General features: G+C 68.8%; 18 protein-coding genes. 6 read left to right on the top strand and 12 right to left on the bottom strand.

What is annotated here, in order from left to right:
- Positions 1-102: 102 nt before the first annotated feature.
- Positions 103-1,071 carry a Bug family tripartite tricarboxylate transporter substrate binding protein gene (locus tag ACQW02_RS22440; RefSeq protein WP_431282132.1) on the bottom strand — a complete coding sequence of 323 codons (969 nt, stop codon included), beginning with the start codon at positions 1,069-1,071 and terminating at the stop codon, positions 103-105.
- On the opposite strand from ACQW02_RS22440, the gene lpdA reads away from it, so the two are divergent.
- Complete coding sequence (lpdA, locus tag ACQW02_RS22435) at positions 1,061-2,581, top strand: dihydrolipoyl dehydrogenase (protein WP_431285959.1); 1,521 nt, start codon at positions 1,061-1,063, stop codon at positions 2,579-2,581. The two genes, ACQW02_RS22440 and lpdA, sit on opposite strands and share 11 nt — an antisense overlap.
- 94 nt (positions 2,582-2,675) lie before the next feature.
- On the top strand, positions 2,676-2,975 hold the full coding sequence (locus ACQW02_RS22430) for a hypothetical protein (RefSeq protein WP_431282131.1): 300 nt from the start codon (positions 2,676-2,678) through the stop codon (positions 2,973-2,975).
- On the opposite strand, the gene ACQW02_RS22425 is transcribed toward ACQW02_RS22430, so the two are convergent.
- From ACQW02_RS22425 to ACQW02_RS22395, 7 genes are all read right to left on the bottom strand, one after another.
- Entirely contained in the window at positions 2,972-3,547 is a 576-nt protein-coding gene (locus ACQW02_RS22425; RefSeq protein ID WP_431282130.1) for a phosphonate degradation HD-domain oxygenase, read from the bottom strand. The genes ACQW02_RS22430 and ACQW02_RS22425 overlap by 4 nt on opposite strands.
- Positions 3,548-3,615: 68 nt before the next feature.
- Complete coding sequence (locus tag ACQW02_RS22420) at positions 3,616-4,503, bottom strand: TAXI family TRAP transporter solute-binding subunit (RefSeq protein WP_431282129.1); 888 nt, start codon at positions 4,501-4,503, stop codon at positions 3,616-3,618.
- A 24-nt stretch (positions 4,504-4,527) separates the two neighbouring features.
- Entirely contained in the window at positions 4,528-4,962 is a 435-nt protein-coding gene (locus ACQW02_RS22415) for a MaoC family dehydratase (RefSeq protein WP_431282128.1), read from the bottom strand.
- Entirely contained in the window at positions 4,959-6,491 is a 1,533-nt protein-coding gene (locus ACQW02_RS22410) for an acyl CoA:acetate/3-ketoacid CoA transferase (RefSeq protein WP_431282127.1), read from the bottom strand. Before ACQW02_RS22410 ends, ACQW02_RS22415 begins: the two co-directional genes overlap by 4 nt.
- Positions 6,488-8,500, bottom strand: coding sequence for a dipeptide ABC transporter ATP-binding protein (locus ACQW02_RS22405; RefSeq protein ID WP_431282126.1), 2,013 nt, complete (start codon positions 8,498-8,500; stop codon positions 6,488-6,490). Before ACQW02_RS22405 ends, ACQW02_RS22410 begins: the two co-directional genes overlap by 4 nt.
- The gene (locus tag ACQW02_RS22400) at positions 8,500-9,360 is read right to left on the bottom strand and encodes an ABC transporter permease (protein WP_431282125.1); all 861 of its coding nucleotides are present in this window, start codon (positions 9,358-9,360) and stop codon (positions 8,500-8,502) included. The genes ACQW02_RS22405 and ACQW02_RS22400 overlap by 1 nt, the downstream gene beginning before the upstream one ends.
- Positions 9,357-10,367, bottom strand: coding sequence for an ABC transporter permease (locus ACQW02_RS22395; protein ID WP_431282124.1), 1,011 nt, complete (start codon positions 10,365-10,367; stop codon positions 9,357-9,359). Before ACQW02_RS22395 ends, ACQW02_RS22400 begins: the two co-directional genes overlap by 4 nt.
- A 79-nt stretch (positions 10,368-10,446) precedes the next feature.
- Here ACQW02_RS22395 and ACQW02_RS22390 point away from each other — a divergent pair, with 79 nt between their 5' ends.
- Both ACQW02_RS22390 and ACQW02_RS22385 read left to right on the top strand, forming a co-directional pair.
- On the top strand, positions 10,447-11,214 hold the full coding sequence (locus ACQW02_RS22390; protein WP_431282123.1) for an enoyl-CoA hydratase/isomerase family protein: 768 nt from the start codon (positions 10,447-10,449) through the stop codon (positions 11,212-11,214).
- Entirely contained in the window at positions 11,211-12,188 is a 978-nt protein-coding gene (locus ACQW02_RS22385) for an NAD(P)-dependent oxidoreductase (protein ID WP_431282122.1), read from the top strand. The genes ACQW02_RS22390 and ACQW02_RS22385 overlap by 4 nt, the downstream gene beginning before the upstream one ends.
- Here ACQW02_RS22385 and ACQW02_RS22380 read toward each other — a convergent pair.
- On the bottom strand, positions 12,175-13,788 hold the full coding sequence (locus ACQW02_RS22380) for an ABC transporter substrate-binding protein (protein ID WP_431282121.1): 1,614 nt from the start codon (positions 13,786-13,788) through the stop codon (positions 12,175-12,177). The genes ACQW02_RS22385 and ACQW02_RS22380 overlap by 14 nt on opposite strands.
- 129 nt (positions 13,789-13,917) lie before the next feature.
- On the opposite strand from ACQW02_RS22380, the gene ACQW02_RS22375 reads away from it, so the two are divergent.
- A complete protein-coding gene (locus tag ACQW02_RS22375; protein WP_431282120.1) occupies positions 13,918-14,898 on the top strand; it encodes a Gfo/Idh/MocA family protein in 981 nt (326 codons plus the stop codon).
- Positions 14,895-15,698, top strand: coding sequence for a shikimate dehydrogenase family protein (locus tag ACQW02_RS22370; RefSeq protein WP_431282119.1), 804 nt, complete (start codon positions 14,895-14,897; stop codon positions 15,696-15,698). The genes ACQW02_RS22375 and ACQW02_RS22370 overlap by 4 nt, the downstream gene beginning before the upstream one ends.
- Here the strand turns inward: ACQW02_RS22370 and ACQW02_RS22365 are convergent.
- Genes ACQW02_RS22365 through ACQW02_RS22355 form a run of 3 tightly spaced genes read right to left on the bottom strand, consistent with a single transcriptional unit; the run spans position 15,665 to position 18,263 of the window.
- Positions 15,665-16,132: a MaoC family dehydratase gene (locus tag ACQW02_RS22365; RefSeq protein WP_431282118.1), complete on the bottom strand. Its 468-nt coding sequence runs from the start codon at positions 16,130-16,132 to the stop codon at positions 15,665-15,667. The two genes, ACQW02_RS22370 and ACQW02_RS22365, sit on opposite strands and share 34 nt — an antisense overlap.
- Positions 16,129-17,265 carry an acyl-CoA dehydrogenase family protein gene (locus ACQW02_RS22360; RefSeq protein WP_431282117.1) on the bottom strand — a complete coding sequence of 379 codons (1,137 nt, stop codon included), beginning with the start codon at positions 17,263-17,265 and terminating at the stop codon, positions 16,129-16,131. The genes ACQW02_RS22365 and ACQW02_RS22360 overlap by 4 nt, the downstream gene beginning before the upstream one ends.
- A complete protein-coding gene (locus ACQW02_RS22355) occupies positions 17,262-18,263 on the bottom strand; it encodes a LacI family DNA-binding transcriptional regulator (RefSeq protein WP_431282116.1) in 1,002 nt (333 codons plus the stop codon). Before ACQW02_RS22355 ends, ACQW02_RS22360 begins: the two co-directional genes overlap by 4 nt.
- Positions 18,264-18,408: the final 145 nt, after the last annotated feature.

Below are 18,408 nucleotides of genomic sequence, written 5' to 3'. Positions count from 1 at the left end.
TCACCTGACGACTCCGGAAATGCGTCAAAACAACAGGCTGGACCATTTGAAGTAAGCCTCGGCGAACGGAAAATGGTCCAGGCGCCGGCGGGCGGGTGGGGCTTATGCGTCCGGCTTGATGTCCAGCCGGCGCACCAGCCCGCCCCAGCGCTCGGCCTCGGCGGCGATATAGGCCGCCGCATCGGCCGGGCTGCTGGCCACGATCTCGAAGCCGGTGGCTTCCAGCGTCGCCTTGGTCCGTGGGTCGGCCAGGGCAGCCTGGGCTTCCTGCGCCAGGCGCGCGACCCGCGGGGCGGGCGTGGCGGCGGGCGCGATCAGCGCGATCCAGCCATAGGAAGCGGCGCCGGGCAGCCCGGCCTCGGCCAGGGTCGGCACGGCGGGGAGCTGGGTGATGCGGGTATCCGACGTCACCGCCAGCGCCCGCACCTGGCCTTCGCGCACCTGTGCCAGTACCGCTCCGCTGGAGACGAACATCGCCTCGATCCGCCCGGCCACCAGGTCCAGCACCGCCTGGGGGAAGCCGCGATAGGGCGCGTGTTCCATGCGGGTTTCGGTACGGGCCATGAATTCTTCCATCGCCAAATGGCTGCCCGATCCGGCGCCGACCGAGCCATAGGTCATCTTGCCCGGGTTGGCCCGGGCATGGGCGATGAAGCCCGCGACATCGCTGGCCGGCACCGAGGGATGCACCACCAGCAGTTGGGGCAACCGCGCCAGCAGCGAAATCGCCACCAGGTCGCGCCGCGGGTCGTAGGGCAGGTTGGGGAAGAGCGCCGGGGCCACGGCCAGGGGCGAGTTGATCGACACGCCGATCACATGCCCGTCCGTCGCCTTGGCGACCGCATCGGTGCCGATATTGCCGCCCGCGCCCGCCCGGTTGTCGATCACGAAGGGCTGGCCGAAGACCGTGGTGAAATGCGCCGCGACCGCCCGGGCCGCGATGTCGGGCGTGCTGCCGCCGGGGAAGGGGACGACCACGCGCACCGGGCGGTCGGGCCAGGCGGGTTGGGCGATCGCGGGTGTCGCGGCCAGTGCCAAAAGGGGCAGCGCGCGTCGGGTGATGGCGGTCATGGGGGCTTCCTCCGGCTTTGCCGTTTCATCGCAGGCCCCATGCGCGCCGCCAAGCCTTGCCCGGCGTGGCGCATCGGGCCATGAAGCGACGAACGACCAGCAGGATGCCGCCTTCATGAGCGAAACAGGCTTCGACGTTATCGTGATCGGCGCCGGCCCCGGCGGCTATGTCTGCGCCATCCGCGCGGCGCAGCTCGGCCTGAAGGTCGCCTGCGTGGAAAAGCGCGACACCCTGGGCGGCACCTGCCTGAACATCGGCTGCATCCCGTCCAAGGCGCTGCTGCATTCTTCCGAGCATTACGAGGAAGCGGTCCACAAGCTGGCCGACCATGGCGTGAACGTCGGCCCGGTGACCCTGGACCTGGAACGGATGCATGCCCGCAAGGGCGAGGTCGTGTCGGCCAACGTCAAGGGCGTCGAATTCCTGTTCAAGAAGAACAAGATCACCTGGCTGAAGGGCGAGGGCCGGATCACCGCGCCCGGCCAGGTCACCGTGGGCGACACCGCCTATGCCGCCAAGAACATCGTCATCGCCACGGGGTCGGACAGCATCAACCTGCCGGGCGTCGCCGTGGACGAGAAGCAGATCGTGACGAGCACCGGCGCGCTGGAGCTGGCCGCCGTGCCGAAGCACCTGGTGGTGATCGGCGGCGGCGTGATCGGGCTGGAACTGGGCAGCGTCTGGCGCCGCCTGGGCGCCGAGGTGACGGTGGTCGAATTCCTCGATCGGCTGGTGCCGACGATGGACAATGAACTGGGCAAGGCGTTCGAGCGCATCCTGGGCAAGCAGGGGTTCAAGTTCCGCCTGAAGACCAAGGTGACGGGCGCCACCACCGACGACACGGGCGTGACCCTGACCCTGGAACCCGCCGCGGGCGGCGCCGCCGAGACCTTGCAGGCCGATGTGGTGCTGGTCGCCATCGGCCGGCGCGCGCATACGGCATCCCTGGGCCTGGCCGAGGTCGGGGTGGCCATGGATGACCGCGGCCGCGTCGCGACCGACGGGCATTTCGCCACCAACGTCCCCGGCATCTGGGCCATCGGCGACGTCATCGCCGGCGCCATGCTGGCCCATAAGGCCGAGGAAGAGGGCGTCGCCCTGGCCGAGATCCTGGCCGGGCAGACGGGGCACGTGAACTACGGGGCCATCCCGGGCGTGGTCTACACGTGGCCCGAGGTCGCCAGCGTCGGCGAGACCGAGGAAGAGCTGAAGGCCCGCGGGCAGGCCTACAAGGTCGGTAAATTTCCCTTCATGGCCAATGCCCGCGCCCGCGCCATGGGCGATGTGGATGGGTTCGTGAAGATCCTGGCCGACAAGGACACGGACAAGGTCTTGGGGGCGCATATCATCGGGCCGGATGCCGGGACGCTGATCGCGGAAATCGTCCTGGCGATCGAATTCGGCGCCAGCAGCGAGGATATCGCCCGCACCTGCCACGCCCACCCCAGCCTGAACGAGGCGGTGAAGGAAGCGGCCCTGGCGGTCGAAGGGCGCGCGCTGCACATCTGATTGGTTGCCGGGTCTTGGCGATGCATTGCATCATCGCCATCTTTCCTTCACCCGTGGGCGGCACTCTGCCGCATCTGAAGGAGTGCCCGGCCCAGTGAGCATCATGTGCCCCTGCCCGAAGCGAAAGGCCATGGGCTATGGGCTGATGGCGTTGGGGCCTGTCGGGCTGATCCTGCCGATCCTGCCTGGGCTGGTGTGTTTCGGGCTGGGCGTCTTCGTCCTGCGCGACCAGCATACCTGGGCATTCCGCCTGTTCGGGCGTTTCGCCGAGCGATGGCCGGGCATGGCCATCAAGATGGAAGGCATGGAGGAGACAGCCTGGCAGAAGGTGCGCGGCCTTGGCGCGCGCTGCCGGGCGATGCTGCCGTTCGGGCGCCGGCCGCCACCGGGTTAGACGGCGGCCGCGGTCGCCGGCGGGTTTATGCAGCCCGCCACATAGGTCATGAAATGCGCGACCCGGGGCGTTTGCAGCCCTTTGACCTTCGCCTGTTCGTCGAAGCGCCGCAGTTGCACCGCCGCCGCGGCATGCGGCATGGCGTCGAAGGCGGCCACCTCCGCCGCCGACATCGGCCCGCCCTGGAGGGATAGGCTCAGCACCGAATCCCCGGACAGCTTGGCGAAGTAATCGGCCTCGGTCGCGCAGAGGTAGCGCTTGGCCGCGACATGCAGTCGCACGGGTTCGGTCACGGCGGGGCCGAACCAATTGGCCAGGAAGGCATGGCCGAGCGCTTCGTGCTGGTCGTCCACACCGTCCTCAGCGGGGTTTTCGCCCAGGTTGTGCACCATGTGGCCGATATCGTGCAGCAGGGCGGCGGCGATCAGCGTGTCCGGGCAGCCCGCCTGTTCGGCCAGCAGCGCGCATTGCAGGGCGTGCTGGCGCTGGTTGATGGCGCTGAGCCCGTAGTTGCCATCGGCCTTCAAGGTCAGGAGATCGGCGATCTGGCTTAGCCGTTGGTCCTGCGTCATGACGCGCTCCGGTGGTATCCCCGCCGAGGTATCGCCCCGGCACGCCGGCGGCAATGCGGCGCGTTGATTCAGGGCAGCAGACCGGCATCCCGCAGGAAGCGCCGCACACCAGGATGGATCTGCGCCGGGTCGGGCGCCGCGGCGGCGGTGTTTTCGGGGGTGGTTTCCGCCGCCTGCGGCAAGAGCGCGGCAAAACCGGGTTGGGCCGCGTGCAATGCGCTGGCGAGGTGGAAGCCGGCGGCGTCGTCGAGCCCCGGCCGGGCAAGGACCAGGCTCCAGGTGCCGACCGAGGCGACCGGTGCCGCCTGGCCGGCATAGCTGCGGGCGGGCAGGGACATCGGCCGCAGGCCCGGGTCGGCGGCCAGGATGCCTTCGCACTCCACGGCGTTTGGCGCCAGGAAGCGCAGGCCCATCGGCCCGGCGGCGATGGCGGCAAACCCCGGCCAACCCGCACCCCCGCCCCAGAGCGCCGCGGCCCTGCCATCCAGCACCATCGCCGGCCCATCCCCCGCGCGGTCCAGCAGCACGGCGTCGAAATCGCGTTCGATGTCGAGGCCAAGCCCCGCCATCACCTGCCGCGCCAGCACGATGAAGCCCGACCCGCGCGCGCCCCAGGCGATGCGCTGCCCGCGTAGATCGGCGATGGTCCGGGCCGGGTGGTCGCCACGCAGGGCGAACATCCCCGGCGTCGCATACATCGCGGCGGCCAGGGTGATTCCGCTGCCGTCGTTGAGGGCCGTCGTCGCGGCGTCACCGGCAACCAGTCCAAGATCGATCCCGCCGGCCGCCAGCAGCCGCGCGTTTTCCAGGCTGCCGGCGGTGTTGCGCGGCAGGATGGTGACGCGGGGATCGGCCGCATGCACGGCGGCGGCGAAGGCCGCGCCATAGGCGGGGAAGCCGCCGCCGGGCGTTGCGGTGCCAAGGCTGAGGGTGATGGGCAGGTCGTTGTCCTTCATGGGCCTTTTCATCGGTGCGGGCGCCTACGCGGCGGGAACCCAGGCCAGGATATGCGTGGCGATGACGCAGGTTTGCCCAGCGTCGTTCACAACCTCGACCCGCGCGCGGGTGCGGCCGGCGGTGTCGTCCACCGCCTCGATCGTGTAGCGCGCGGTCAGCCTGTCGCCAGCAAAAACCGGGCGGGTGAAGCGGATACGGTCGTAGCCGGCCGAAACCGGCGTGCCGGTGGCGCCCCGTTCGACGGAGCGCTTGGACATCATGGACGCGGTCGCCGAGGGCAGCCCCATCACCAGCGCGCCATGCGCGATGATGCGCCCGAAGGCGGTCGTCGCGGCATGGGCGGCATCGGTGTGGATGGGGTCATGGTCGCCGCTGATGTCGGAGAAGGCGGCGATATCGGCCGCCGACAGCGTTTTCGTGAAGGACACGGATTCGCCGACGGCCAGGTGCGTCGTCACGCGAAGCGCGCCAGGGCCGGGCGGGGTGTCGCGCGCGGCAGGTCGATCCCCATCGGCGCGTCGGCGAAAAGCCGCGCATCCATCAGCCGCAGATTGGGGGAAACGGCGGGACGGAACGCCATGGCGCCGATCACATCGGTTTCCAGGTCGGCCCCCGGCGCGATTTCGATCAGTTCCGGCCCCTGCGCGCCAAGTTGGAAGACCGCGCGTTCGGTCACGTAGAGCACGCGCTGGCCGCGCGCCTGCGCATAGCCGCCGGAGAAGGTGACCTGTTCGACCCGCTGCACCGCCTTCGGCACACCACCGGCGCTGAGCGTGCCGCCGAACACCACCGAGCCCGCGCCCTGGCTGATGTTGATGAAGCCCCCCGGCCCGACGATGCGGCCGCCGAAGCGGGAGACGTTCACATTCCCTTCCGCGTCGAATTCGGCGAAGGAAAGGAACGCGAGGTCCAGCCCGCCGCCATCGTAGAAATCAAACTGGTAGGGCTGGTCCACCTGCGCATCGGGCGACATCGCCGCCCCGGCCTCATTCCCGCTAGCCGGCGCGCCGCCGATATTGCCCTGTTCGTTGGTCAGGCAGATGCGCCGCAGGATACCTTCCTCGGCCGCGACATTGGCGATGCCGGTGGAGATGCCGGAGCCAAGGTTGCAGATGGCGCCTTCGAACAATTCCAGCGCGCCGCGCCGCGCGACGATGCGGCGCGGTCCGGGCGGCAGGCGGGGAATGTCCTCCAGCGCCACGCGGGCGTGGCCGGAGTACGCAGCGCTGTCTTCGGTTTCGAAGGTTTGCCACTGGTCGGGGGCGAGGACCACGGCATCGACCAGGATGCCCGGCACCTTGACCATCTTGGGGTGCAGCGATCCCGCCGGCACGATGCGCTTGACCTGGGCGATGACGATGCCGCCGGCGCGGCGTGCGGCTTGCGCGATGGAGAGCATTTCGAGGGTGACGGCCTCATGCTCCATCGAGATATTGCCGTTGGCATCGGCGGCGGAACCGCGGATGAAGGCGACGTTCACGGGATAGGGTTTGTAGAAAAGATATTCTTCCCCGCGGAAGTCCTGAACTTCAATCAGGTCTTCCGTCGCCCGCGCGCTTTGCCGCCCGCCGCCGAGGCGCGGATCGACGAAGGTGTGCAAGCCGATGGTCGTCAGCAGCCCGGGCCGCCCCGCCGCCATTTCCCGCATCAATTGCGACATCGCACCTTGCGGCAGGGTATAGGCCTCGATCTTCTCATCCAGCGCCAGGCGCGCGATGCCGGGGGAATTGACGAAGGTGCCGGATACGGCGCGCTTCAACAGCCCTTCCTGCGCCAGGTGGCCCGCACCGCGCGTCTTGCCATCGCCCAGGCCGACCGGATGCACGGCGGTCAGGTTTTTGGGGGCGCCCGTGGCGCGGAAGCGATCGCCAACTGCCGCCAGCAAGGCATCCGGCACGGCATGGCCGCCGCCGGACCCGCCGACCAAGAGGGTGTCGCCATCGCGAACAAGGGCGGCGGCTTCGGCGGCGGTGATCTGGCGCATCATGGACGGAAGGATCCTGGGAAGTGACAGGCAACACGACGGCCGGGCGCGACCTCGACCAAGGGGGGCGGGGCTTCGCAGGCGGGGCGGGCGACGGGGCAGCGGCCGCGGAAGGCGCAGCCGGTTGGTAGGACAAGCGTCGATGGCGGCTCACCGCCCAACACCACGCGTTCGCGCCCGGGTTCGGGCACGGCGGAGGTCAGTGCGACGGTGTAGGGATGCAGCGGCGCGGAAAAGACGTCGAGCGCCGGACCTTCCTCGACAAATCGGCCGAGGTACATGACCGACACGCGGTCGCAGAACGCCCGCACCACGGCGAGATCATGCGCGATGAACAGGTAGGACAGGCCAAGCCGTTCCCGCAGGTCCAGCATCAGGTTCAGCACCTGCGCCTGCACATTCACATCCAGCGCCGAGACCGGCTCGTCGGCGACCACCAGATCAGGTTCCAGTGCCAGCGATCGCGCGATGGATACGCGCTGCCGCTGGCCGCCGGAGAACTCATGCGGGAAGCGTTCCGCCCATTCGGGCTTGAGGCCCACCGTTGCCATCAGATCCAGGATTTTTTCGCGCGCTTCGGCGCGGGAGGCCACGCGGTTGTGCGCCAGCAGCGGTTCGGCCAGGGCATCGCCCACCGTCATGCGCGGGTTCAACGAGGCATAGGGGTCCTGGAACACCATCCCCATGCGTGGCCGCAGCGGGCGCATTTCGGCGGAGGACAGGTTCGTGATGTCCTGCCCATCGAAACGCAGCGTGCCGGATGTCGGCGCATGCAGCCGCGTCACCAACCGTGCGAGGGTGGACTTGCCGCAGCCGCTTTCGCCGACAATGCCCAATGCCTCACCCCGGCGCAGGCGAAGATCGACGCCATTCACCGCATGCACGGTGCCGGGTTTGCCGAACACGCCACTGCGGGGCAGGGCGAAATGCTTGATCAGGGCTTGCGCTTCGAGAAGGGGGCGTTCCTCGGGCGCCGGGGCGCGCGTGATGGCTTCGGCGGCGATGGGCGGGGGTGGTAAAGGACGGCCGTCGGCGGTGACCCAACAGCGCGCGCGACGGCCGGGGGCGACCTCCATCAACGGGGGATGGTCGGTTTCGCAGCGGGCGATCTTGAACGGGCAGCGGGCGGCGAAGCGGCAGCCGGGCGGCGGGTTCAGCGCGTTGGGGGGTGACCCCTCGATCGCGACCAGCCGCGCACCGGCCGGGCTGTCCAGGCGCGGCACGGCATTGACCAGGGCCCAGGCATAGGGGTGGCGCGGATCGGTCAGGACGGCGGCGGTTTCGGCTTCCTCGACGATCTCACCACCATACATCACGGCGACCCGGCGACAGACCGTGCCGATGACGCCGAGGTCGTGGGAGATCAGCACGATGGCCGTGCCGAATTCCTCATTCAATCCACGCAGCAGGTCGAGGATCTGCGCCTGGATGGTGACATCCAGCGCGGTCGTCGGTTCGTCGGCGATCAGCAGCACCGGGTCGTTGGCGACGCCGATCGCCATCATCACGCGCTGGCGCATGCCGCCGGAAAATTGGTGCGGGAAGGAGGCGGCGGCGCGTTCGGGTGCTGCCACACCCATGCGGCGCAGCAAATCCACCGCGCGGGTCTTTGCCGTGGCCGGTGTCTGGCGGCCGTGGGAGATCATGTGCTCCGTCACCTGGCGCAGGATGCGGATAACGGGGTTCAGCCCGGTCATCGGGTCCTGGAACACCATCGCCGCGCGATCGCCGCGCCAGTTGCGGAGTTCCTCGCCGGTCATCGCCAGCACGTCGCGGCCCTGGAAGCGCACACTGCCGCAGATGATGCGGGCGGGTTCTTCCAGCAACCGCATCAGCGACAGGGCCGTGACGCTTTTGCCGGAGCCGCTTTCGCCGACGATGCCGAGGGTTTCACCGGGGCCGACGGTGAAGGACACGCCATCGACCGCACGCACCGCGCCGGCGTCGGTCAGGAAGACGGTGCGCAGATCCTCGACGTCGAGCACGGGGGTCAACAAGGGCGTGACATCCATCAGCGTGACCGCGTCTTCGGATCGAGCCAGTCGCGCAGCCCATCCCCCAAAAAGTTGAAGCCGACGACGACGGTCAGGATGGCGAAGCCGGGGAAGGCCGCGACCCACCATTGTTCGACAAGTTCACGACCCTCCGCGACCATCGAGCCCCATTCCGGCGTCGGCGGCACCACGCCAAGGCCTAGGAAGGACAGCCCGGCGAAGGTCAGGATCGCATTGCCGAGGTCCAGCGTGATCAGCACCGCCAGCGGCCCCATCGTATTCGGCAGGATGTGTCGGCCGAGGATGCGCACCGGGCGCAGGCCGAGGACGGTCGCGGCCTCGACATACTCCTGGCTGCGCTGCACCAGCGCGAGCGCCCGCGCCAATCGCGCGAATTTCGGCCACCAGACGACAAGCATGGCGAGGATGGTGTTGGTTGTGCCGATGCCCAGGGCCGCGGCAATGGCCAGCGCCAGGATGATCGGCGGGAAGCACAGCACCAGGTCGGTGAAGCGCATCAGCGCCTCGTCCACGATGCCGCGCGACCAGGCCGCGACGATGCCGACCGTGATGCCGATGGCGGCCCCCAGCAGCACCACCGTGAACCCAGCCGTCAGCGACAAGCGCGCGCCATAGAGCAGGCGCGAAAACACATCGCGCCCCAGCACATCGGTGCCGAGCCAATGGGTCGCGGAGGGCGGCGCCAGCCGGTTCACGATGTCCTGCGCATCGGGCGGGTAGGGCACGATCCAGGGCGCGAGAAGGGCGACCAGCAGCCAGGCGACGACGATCGCCGTGCCGGCCCAGGCGGGGCCGTAGCGTTGCAGGCGGCGGCGCCAGCGCGGCCGCGCGACCGGCATGACCACGGTGGCGCTCATCGGCGCACCCGCGGGTCGAGCGCGGCATAGGACAGATCAACCAGCAGGTTCACCAGCAGGTAGGTCGCCGAGACGACGAGGGTGATGCCCATGATCGCCGGAAAATCCAGCGCCGCGGCGGAGCGGAATGTGTAGCGGCCAAGGCCTGGCCAGGAGAACACCGTCTCGGTCATCACCGCCCCCGCCAGCAGGTTGGCATAGGCAAGGCCGCCCAGGGTCACCACGGGCACCAGTGCATTCGGCAGCGCGTGGCGCAGCACGATCACCCGCGCCCGCAATCCCTTGGCGCGGGCCACGCGCACGTAATCCTGGCCGAGGCTGTCCAGCATCGCCGCACGCGTCGTGCGGGTGATCAGCCCGATGGTCGCCGCGGCCAGGACAATGGAGGGCAGCACGAGATGCGTGGCCGCGTCCCAGAAGGCTTCCCAGTCCCGCGCCAGCGCCGCATCCAGCAGGAACAATCCGGTCGGGCCGTCGGGCGGGAAGGCGATCGGGTCCATCCGCCCCGGCCCGGGCGCCCAGCCGAGCCAGCCATAGAAAATCGCCAACATGATGAAGGCGAGCCAGAAGGTCGGGGCCGAGACGCCGAGCAGGGAGATGACGCGGGCCAACGAATCGACCCAGGTGTCGCGCCATACGGCGGCTGCGATCCCAAGCGGAATGCCGACACCGATGGCGAGCATGAAGGCGATGGTCGCGAGTTCCACCGTCGCCGGCGCATACTGCACGATGTCGTCCAGCACCGGCCGCCGCGTGGCGATTGAGATGCCAAGATCGCCATGTGCGAGGCCATATAGGAAAATCCCGTAACGCTCCCACAAGGGCAGGTCGAGGCCCCATTTCGCGCGCCATTCCAGCACGGTCGCCGGGTTCGACGCAGCGATGTCGCCCATCTGCGCCAGCACCGGATCGCCCGGCACCAATGCGGAAATGAGAAAGACCACGAGGCTGGCCAGCAAGGCCATCGCGAGCGCGGACAACAGACGGGTCGCGATGTAACGCGGCAATGGACGCGGCCTCCCCCGCTTGCCCCTATCCTGCCCCAGTTAGAACGATACAATCAAGTCAACCAAGGGAGGATATGCGATGGACGGCGATGTGAGGCTTGAGGTCTCCGACGGGGTGGCCGAGTTGGTGCTGGATCGGCCCGCCAAGCACAATGCGGTCACGCCGGCGATGGCGAAGCGCCTGACCGATCTTTGCCGCACGCTGGATGCTGATGACGCGGTGCGTTCGGTCTTGCTGCGCGGCGAAGGCCATCGCGCCTTCTGCGCCGGCAGCGATTTGAACGCGCTGGCCGGCTACGCCTCGGCCTGGCATTTCCGCAACAGGATTGAATACTCGACGGCGGTGCGGGGGTTGCGCAAGCCCGTGGTCGCGGCGTTGCAAGGCTGGACCTTGGGTGGCGGGGCGGAGACGGCGCTTTCGGCGGATCTGCGCATCGCCGCCGACACGCTGCGCCTGGGTTTTCCCGAAGTGCAGCGCGGCTGGGTCGGTGGTGGCGGTGCGTCGCAGATCCTGCCGCGCATGATCGGCCAAGGGCGCGCCGCGCGCCTGCTGATGCTAGGCGATCCGATCGGTGCCGAGGAAGCACTGCGGCTTGGGCTGATCGAGGAGATCGTGGCCCCCGACGCCTTGCTGCCGCGCGCCCGCGAACTGGCCCAGAAACTCGCGGGCCTGAGCCCCGTTGCCGTGCAATCGGTGAAGGCCGCGATGCGTATGGCGATGGAGGCGCCGCTGACAACCGGCCTCGCCTACGAGAATGAAATGAATGTGCTGTGCTTTTCGGCGGGCGATCATTTGGAAGGCATCCGCGCCTTCAACGAAAAACGGGAGGCGAGTTTCGAGCGATGAAGGTCTTTCTATCCCACACACCAGAGAACTTCCCCGGCTACTTTGGCGATCGCGCCCTTGCGGCGCTCGCCCAACACGCCAAGATCGTGCGCAATCCGACCGACCGGGACCTGCGTGATGCCGAACTGGCCGAGGCGGCGAAGGGTTGTGATGCCATCATCGCCTATCGCGGTTCGCCCGGGACGGCGGCGACGTTCGATGCCACGCCCGACCTCGTGGCCTTTCTGCGCTGCGCGGTCGACATCAGCACCATCGATGTCGCGGCCGCGTCGGCACGGGGCATCCTGGTCACGCGCGCGACGCCCGGGTTTGTCGATGCCGTTGCGGAACTCGGCATCGGGATGATGGTGGATCTGGCGCGCGGCGTGTCGCGATCGGTCATCGCCTATCGGCAGGATGCGGTGCCTGTGCCAGTGGTGGGGCGGCAGATGTCGGGTGCGTCGCTCGGCCTGGTCGGCTACGGCCGCATCGCGCAGCGCCTGGCGGAGATTGCCCGCGCGATGGGCATGCATGTGCTGGCGCATGACCCGAAGGCCGCGCCGGATACGCCGCTGGACGACGTGCTGGGCGCGGATTTTGTGGTGTGCCTCGCGGCATCCTTGCCGGAAACGGCGAACCTGATGGACGCTCGCGCCTTTGCCGCGATGCGGCGTGGAGCATTCTTCATCAACCTGTCACGCGGCGAGTTGGTCGATGAGGCGGCGTTGGAAGCAGCGCTGGACTCGGGCCACCTTGGCGGTGCCGCGATGGATGTGGGGCGCGCGCCGGACCAGATGCCAAGTCACCGACTGGCCCGACGTGCAGATGTCATCGCTACGCCGCATCTGGCCGGCATGACGCCACAGGCGGCGGAACATCAGGCGATGGACACGGTCGCCCAGATCGCCGCCCTGGCGTCAGGACGGATGCCCGAAGGGGCGGTGAACGGCCCTGCCGCTCACCGCCTGCAGAAACTCGGGATCAGGCCGGGGTGACGCCGCCCGTATCCAACTGCCAACCCGCCGCGGTCAGCGGGAAGGCCTTGATGCTGTTACGCACCGCGATCTGGTAGATCGGCTGGAACAGGATGAAGTGGTGGGCGACGTCCACCACCTGGCGCTGCCACTCAACCCAGAGCTCGGCGGCCTTCGCCAGATCCTGTTCCTCCGACGCCTGCTTGACCAGGTCGGTCGTCGCCTGCGGCACGGTCCAGTGCACGCGGCGCGCGACGCGCTCCACCACCGCACTCGCCCACAGATCGTTAGACACGGCGGGCGGGTTCCAGAAAGTCAGGATACCGCCGGCGCCACGGCCCTGCGTATAGACCGTCCGGATGTTCACCTGATCCATCGGGTTCAGCTTCACGCGGATGCCGACACGCGCCAGGTCGGACTGCAACTTCTGGCCCAGCACCTGGTAGGAAATGCCGGCGACAGCCGCGTTGCCGTAGGCGATTTCCATCTCGAACCCTTCGGGCACGCCAGCCTGCTGCAGCAGCTGGCGGGCGCGGTTCAGGTCCTGCTTGTAGCCGATGCGGCGGGCGATTTCCTCAGTGCTGCCATTGACCCCGATCGGCAGGAAGTGCGCCGGGCGCAGCGCGCTGCCACCCAGCAGGCTGCCCAGGATGCCGTCGTAGTCGATGGCATGGCCGATCGCCTGGCGCGCGGCCTTTTGGGCCAGCGCCGGGTTGGCCGCCGGATTCTCCGTCACCGCCATGTAGACGAAGTCCAGGCTCGGCAGCCTGTCCACGCGCACGTTCGGTTCCGAGCGCAGGGTCGAAAGCTGCTCCGGGATCAGGTTGAACGCGGCCTGCACGTCGCCGCGCCGGACGGCCAGCAACTGCGCCGCGCTATCGGACAGATGCCGGATCACCACGCGTTCGAAGGCTGGCGTACCGCGCCAGTAATTCGGGTTGCGCTGCAACTGAATCTGGCCGTTGCGTTCCCAGCGAACGAGGCGATAGGGGCCGGTGCCGGCGGAATTGCCGTTCAGCCATTCGGTCGCACGATCCGTGTCCTTGGCTTCGACACCCTGCACGGCGCCATGCTGCAACATGACGGCCTTTTCCAGGACCGAACACCCAGGGTTGCAAAGGATCGGCAGGATCGGCGCGTTCGGCGAGTTCAGGACGAAGTCCACCGTATTGGCGTCCACAACCTCCACGCGATCGACCGACTTGATATACTGCTGGGTCTGTTCACGCATGTTGATCAGCCGGTCGAAGGAGAATTTCACATCCTCCGCCGTCATGGTCGCGCCACTCGCGAATTTCACGTTCGGGCGCAGGGTGAAGCGCCAGCCATCCCCGCCGGGTCGCCGCGCCCAGGCGGTCGCGAGCGACGGCTTCGGATTGACTAGGTCATCCGGTTCCAGGGTCAGCAGGCTGTCGTAACAGGCCGCGAGCGTCAGCGGCGGCGTGTATTGTGCCTGGCGCACCGGGTCGAAGGTAATGGTGTCGGAGATGTCGATCCCGATCACCAGCGTGGTGCCGCGTGCCTGGGCAAAGGCCTTTCCGCCCGGCAGCAGCGGCAGGGTCGCGGCGGTGGCGCCGAGCAACCGGGCAAGGTCGCGGCGTGAAAGTGAGATGATGCTCATGGACAATTCCCTTGTGTCGCCCGATCGTGCTTGTCGGATCGTTCCAATGAAGGACGATAGGCGCGAGGTGGGGAGCCTGTGAAGCGGGAAACGGATCGGCCCATTGGGGTCGGGATCATCGGGCTTGGCATGGCCGTCGCACCGCACATGCTGGCGTTGCAGGACCTGGCCGCCGCGGGACGTGTCACCATCATCGGCGGCCATGCGCGCAGTGCCCCGGCACGGGCGGCTTTTGCCGCCCGCTGGAACGCGCCGGTTTTTGCCGAACAGGCGGCCTTGCTGGCGGCTCCTGGGCTGGACCTTGTGCTGGTGCTGACGCCACCCGGCGCGCATCTGCCGGTGGCCGAGGCCGTTATCGCGGCGCGGCATCACCTCATCGTCGAGAAGCCCCTGGAACTGACCGTCGCGCGTGGCGAGGCGCTGGTGGCGACGGCCGAGGCCGCGGGGGTGCGCTGCGGTGTCTGCCTGCAACACCGCTTCCGACCCGCCGCGCTGCGGCTGAAGGCGGTGCTGGAGGCCGGTGGGCTGGGCCAGGCGCTCTCCGCCAGCGCCAGTATCCGCTGGTGGCGGGACGCGGCATATTTCGCCCAGGCCGGCCGGGGCACCATGGCGCGCGATGGCGGCGGCGTGCTGTTGACCCAGGCGATCCATACGATCGACCTGTTGCTGCACCTGATGGGACCGGTGCGGGATGTCGCAGGCTTTGCCGTCACCTCGCCCTTGCGGGCCATCGACACCGAGGACATTGCCGCCGCGGCGCTGCGCTTCGAAAGCGGCGCGATTGGCGTGCTCGATGCGACCTCGGTCGCGCGGCCGGGCTTTGCCGAACGGATCGAGATCGCGGGGACGCAAGGCTCGGCCGTGCTATCCGCGCATCAGTTGGAACTGCACGGCGCCGATGGCGCCCCGCCGGAGTTTTTTGGCGAAGGTGGTTCGGGTGGTGGCGGCGCTGACCCCATGGCCTTCGACCATGGCCCCCACCGTGCGTTGATCGCCGAGATGCTCGACGCGATCACACAGGATCGCGAGCCATCCAATAGCGCCCGATCCGCCCTGCCGGTGCAGCGGTTGATCGAGGCGTTGCTGGCCGATGCGGCGAAGCGCGCATGATCAGCGGCCGCACACGCCTCTTCGGCATCGTCGGCGACCCTGTGGCGCCGCTGCGGTCGCCGGCGCTGTTCAACGCGGAATTCGCGCGGCTTGGGATGGATGCGGTCTTCGTGCCCTTGCAGGTGCCACAGGGCGTGCTGGCCGAGGCATGGGCGGGTCTGACGCGGCTCGACAACCTCGATGGCCTGGTGATCACCATGCCGCACAAGGCGGCGGTGGTGCCGCTGCTGGACGCGCTGGGCCCGGTCGCGCGGGCGACCGGCACGGTCAACACCGTCCGCCGCGCCAAGGACGGCGGGTGGGAGGGTGAGATGTTCGACGGCGCCGGCTTTGCCGCCGGGCTGGACAGCTCCGGTCACCCGCCGCGCGGGCAATCGATCTTGCAGGTTGGCTGCGGTGCGGCGGGCAGCGCGATTGCCTATGCGCTGGCCGGCGCCGGCGTCGCGCGGCTGGTGCTGTGCGATGTCACGCCCGGCAGGGCGGATGCACTTGTCGCCTCGCTGCGCGCGGGGTTTCCCGGCGTGGCGATCACGGCCGGCACCGCCGATCCCGCCGGCCACGGCATCGTGGTGAATGCAACGCCCATGGGGCTGCGCCCGGGCGATCCGATGCCCTTCGATCCCGCGTCACTGGTCGCGAGCCAGGTGGTGGCCGATGTGATCCCGAACCCGGAGGTCACGCCGCTGATCGCCGCCGCCCGCGCCATCGGCTGCGCCACCGTCACCGGCCGCGCCATGCACGAAGGCCAGGCGCGGCTGGCGGCGGCCTACCTGGGGATCGCGGGCTGGGTGGGGCGGTAATGCACCATCATGTCGTTCTCGCCGGCCTGCACGGTGGCGCCTTGGCCGTTGCGCAGATCCAGGTCGATGGTGACGATGCCGCGATCCGCGTGCCGGGTCGTGCGCTTTGACAGCACGGTGATGCGCGCGGCGATCCGGTCACCCGCCAGGATCGGCCCGGTGAAACGCCAGCGCCAGCCCAGCGACACGATCGCCGCGAGCCGCACCGTGGCGCGGTTCTTCAACCCATCGGCCAGCGCCAGGCCGAGGATGCCATGCGCGACCTTGCTGGGGTAACCCAGCGAACGCGCGTAATCATCATCGATGTGCAGGTCGTAGAAATCGCCGGACAGGCCGGCAAAAGCCAGGATATGCGACTCGGTCACCGTGATGCCGCCGGTGTCCCAGGCTAGGCCCACGGAAATTTCCTCGAAATGCAGCCGGTCGTCGGTCATGCCAACAATGTCCGCGCCATGATCATGCGTTGCACCTGGTTCGTCCCCTCGTAGATCTGCGTTATTTTTGCGTCGCGATACAGGCGTTCGACCCGTACCCCGCGGATGTAGCCGGAGCCGCCGTGGATCTGCACCGCATCGGCGGTGCGGGCGACGGCGGCGTCGGAGGCGAAGCACTTGGCCATGCTGGCCTCAAGCGTCGCGCGACCGCCTGCGTCCAGCAGGTTGGCGGCGTGATGCACCATCAGCCGCGCGGCATGGGCGTCCTTGGCCATGTCGGCGATCATCCATTGCACGGCCTGGAAGTCGGCGATGGGCTGACCGAATTGGCGGCGCTGCTTGGCATAGGCGATGCTGTCCTCCAGCGCCGCGGCCAGCAGTCCGACGGCCAGGGCGGCGATGCCGATGCGCCCCTTGTCCAGCACCGACATCATCATGTGGAAGCCACGGCCCTCGACACCCAGCAGCGCATCCGCCGGCAGGCGCACGCCATCGAAGCGCAAGCCCCCGACGGGCGATGCGCGCTGGCCCATCTTGTGTTCCTTGCGATCGCGCGTGACGCCGGCGCGATCGAGGTCCACCAGGAAGATCGACATGCCCCGATGCCCCGCGGCCGGATCGGTGCGGGCCAGCACGGCGGCGAAATCCGCGACGGGCGCGTTGTGGATCCAGAGTTTCGCGCCATCCAGCACCCAGCCATCGGCATCGCGCCGCGCAGTGGTCTTCAACCCGGCGAGGTCGGATCCCGCCTCGGCCTCGGTCAGCGCATAGGCGCAGCGCCGGTCGGCGCGCAGCAGCGGGCGCAGGTAGGTTTCGCGTTGCGCCGGTGTGCCGTGCTGGGTCAGCAAGGTCCCCAACAATTCGACCAGCCCGACCTGGTCGGCGACCGAGGCATAGCCGCGCGAAATTTCCTCCATCACCAGCGCATAGGCCAGCGCATCCGCGCCCGCGCCCCCGAATTCATCCGGCACGGTGATGCCGAAGAGGCCGGCCTGCGCGAGGCGGGCGTAAAGCTCGGCCGGGAAACGTTCGGTCTCGTCCAATTCCACGGCCATGGGGGCGACCTCGGCCTCGGCGAAGCGGCGGGCGGCGTCGCGCAGGGCCAGGTGCGTGTCGGACAGGTTCTGCGTCATGGCACGGCCCCACAGGATTCGCGGATGATCAGTTGCGGCGCCAGGATCTCCCGGCAGGGCGGCGCGGCCGGGTCGGCGATGCGGGCCAGCAGGACGCGCGCGGCGGCCATGCCCATCTCGGCCGGTGCGGTCCGCACCGTGGTCAATGCGGGGGTCCAGGCGGCGGATTCGCGAATGTCGTCGAAACCGGTGACGGCGACATCTTGGCCCGGCCGCCGCCCCGCCCGCATCAGCCCCAGCATCGCGCCGAAGGCGACGGAATCATTGAAGCAGACCAGCGCGGTTGGCCCATCTTTTGGCAGGGCCGCGCCGATGGCTGAGGCCTCGCCAATGTCGGTGCGGCAGGTCAGGTGCTGCGGCGCCAGCTCCGCTTCCGCCATCGCCGCGCCATATCCGGCCAGCCGGCCGACGGAGACCGAACTTTTCGCGCTGCCGCCCAGGAAGGCGATACGCCGATGGCCCAGCGCCACCAGATGGCGGGTCGCGAGCACCATGCCGGCGCGGTTGTCGCAACCGGCATGGGCGCCACGCCGGAAGCCGCGGCCGAGCGTCGCATGCGGCACGCCCCAGGCATCCAGCTCATCGACCAGCGACGCGGGCGTGCCGGCCGCGGGCATCCAGATCAGCCCATCCACCGGCTGTTCGCGGAAGCGTTCCAGCATCCGGCGCTGCCGCACGGTGGATTCGGCGGTATTGGCCATGATGGTGACGTAGCCCGCGGCATCCAGCGCCGCCTCAACGCCCGCCGTCAGCTCGGCATAGAAGGGGTTGGTGATTTCACAGACCAGCAGCCCGATCGTGTAGGATTTTCCGGACCGCATCTGCGCCGCCGAACGGTCGTAGACGTAGTGCAGGCGGGTCGCCGCCGCATGGACCGCCGCGCGGGTTTCGGCGCGCAACCGCGGACTGTCGCGCAGGGCGAGGGCGGCGGTGGAGCGGGCGACACCGGCCTCCCGGGCAACATCCTCGATGCGGGCGCGGCGGGGGATGGTGTCCATCAGGCCGAAATTGTTAGAACGATCCAACAAACGCGTCAACGCGGCGGCGCTGCGCGCCATCCGGCAGAATCCGGCAAATTTGGGTGTATGGCGGGTATGCTCGTCGATTGACGGGGCGCCTCGCCACCAACGACCCTGGCGGACC

Origin of the sequence: Humitalea sp. 24SJ18S-53 (assembly GCF_050632385.1) — a bacterium.
Lineage (GTDB): Bacteria > Pseudomonadota > Alphaproteobacteria > Acetobacterales > Acetobacteraceae > Humitalea.
This window is presented reverse-complemented; position numbering and strand designations above follow the sequence as displayed.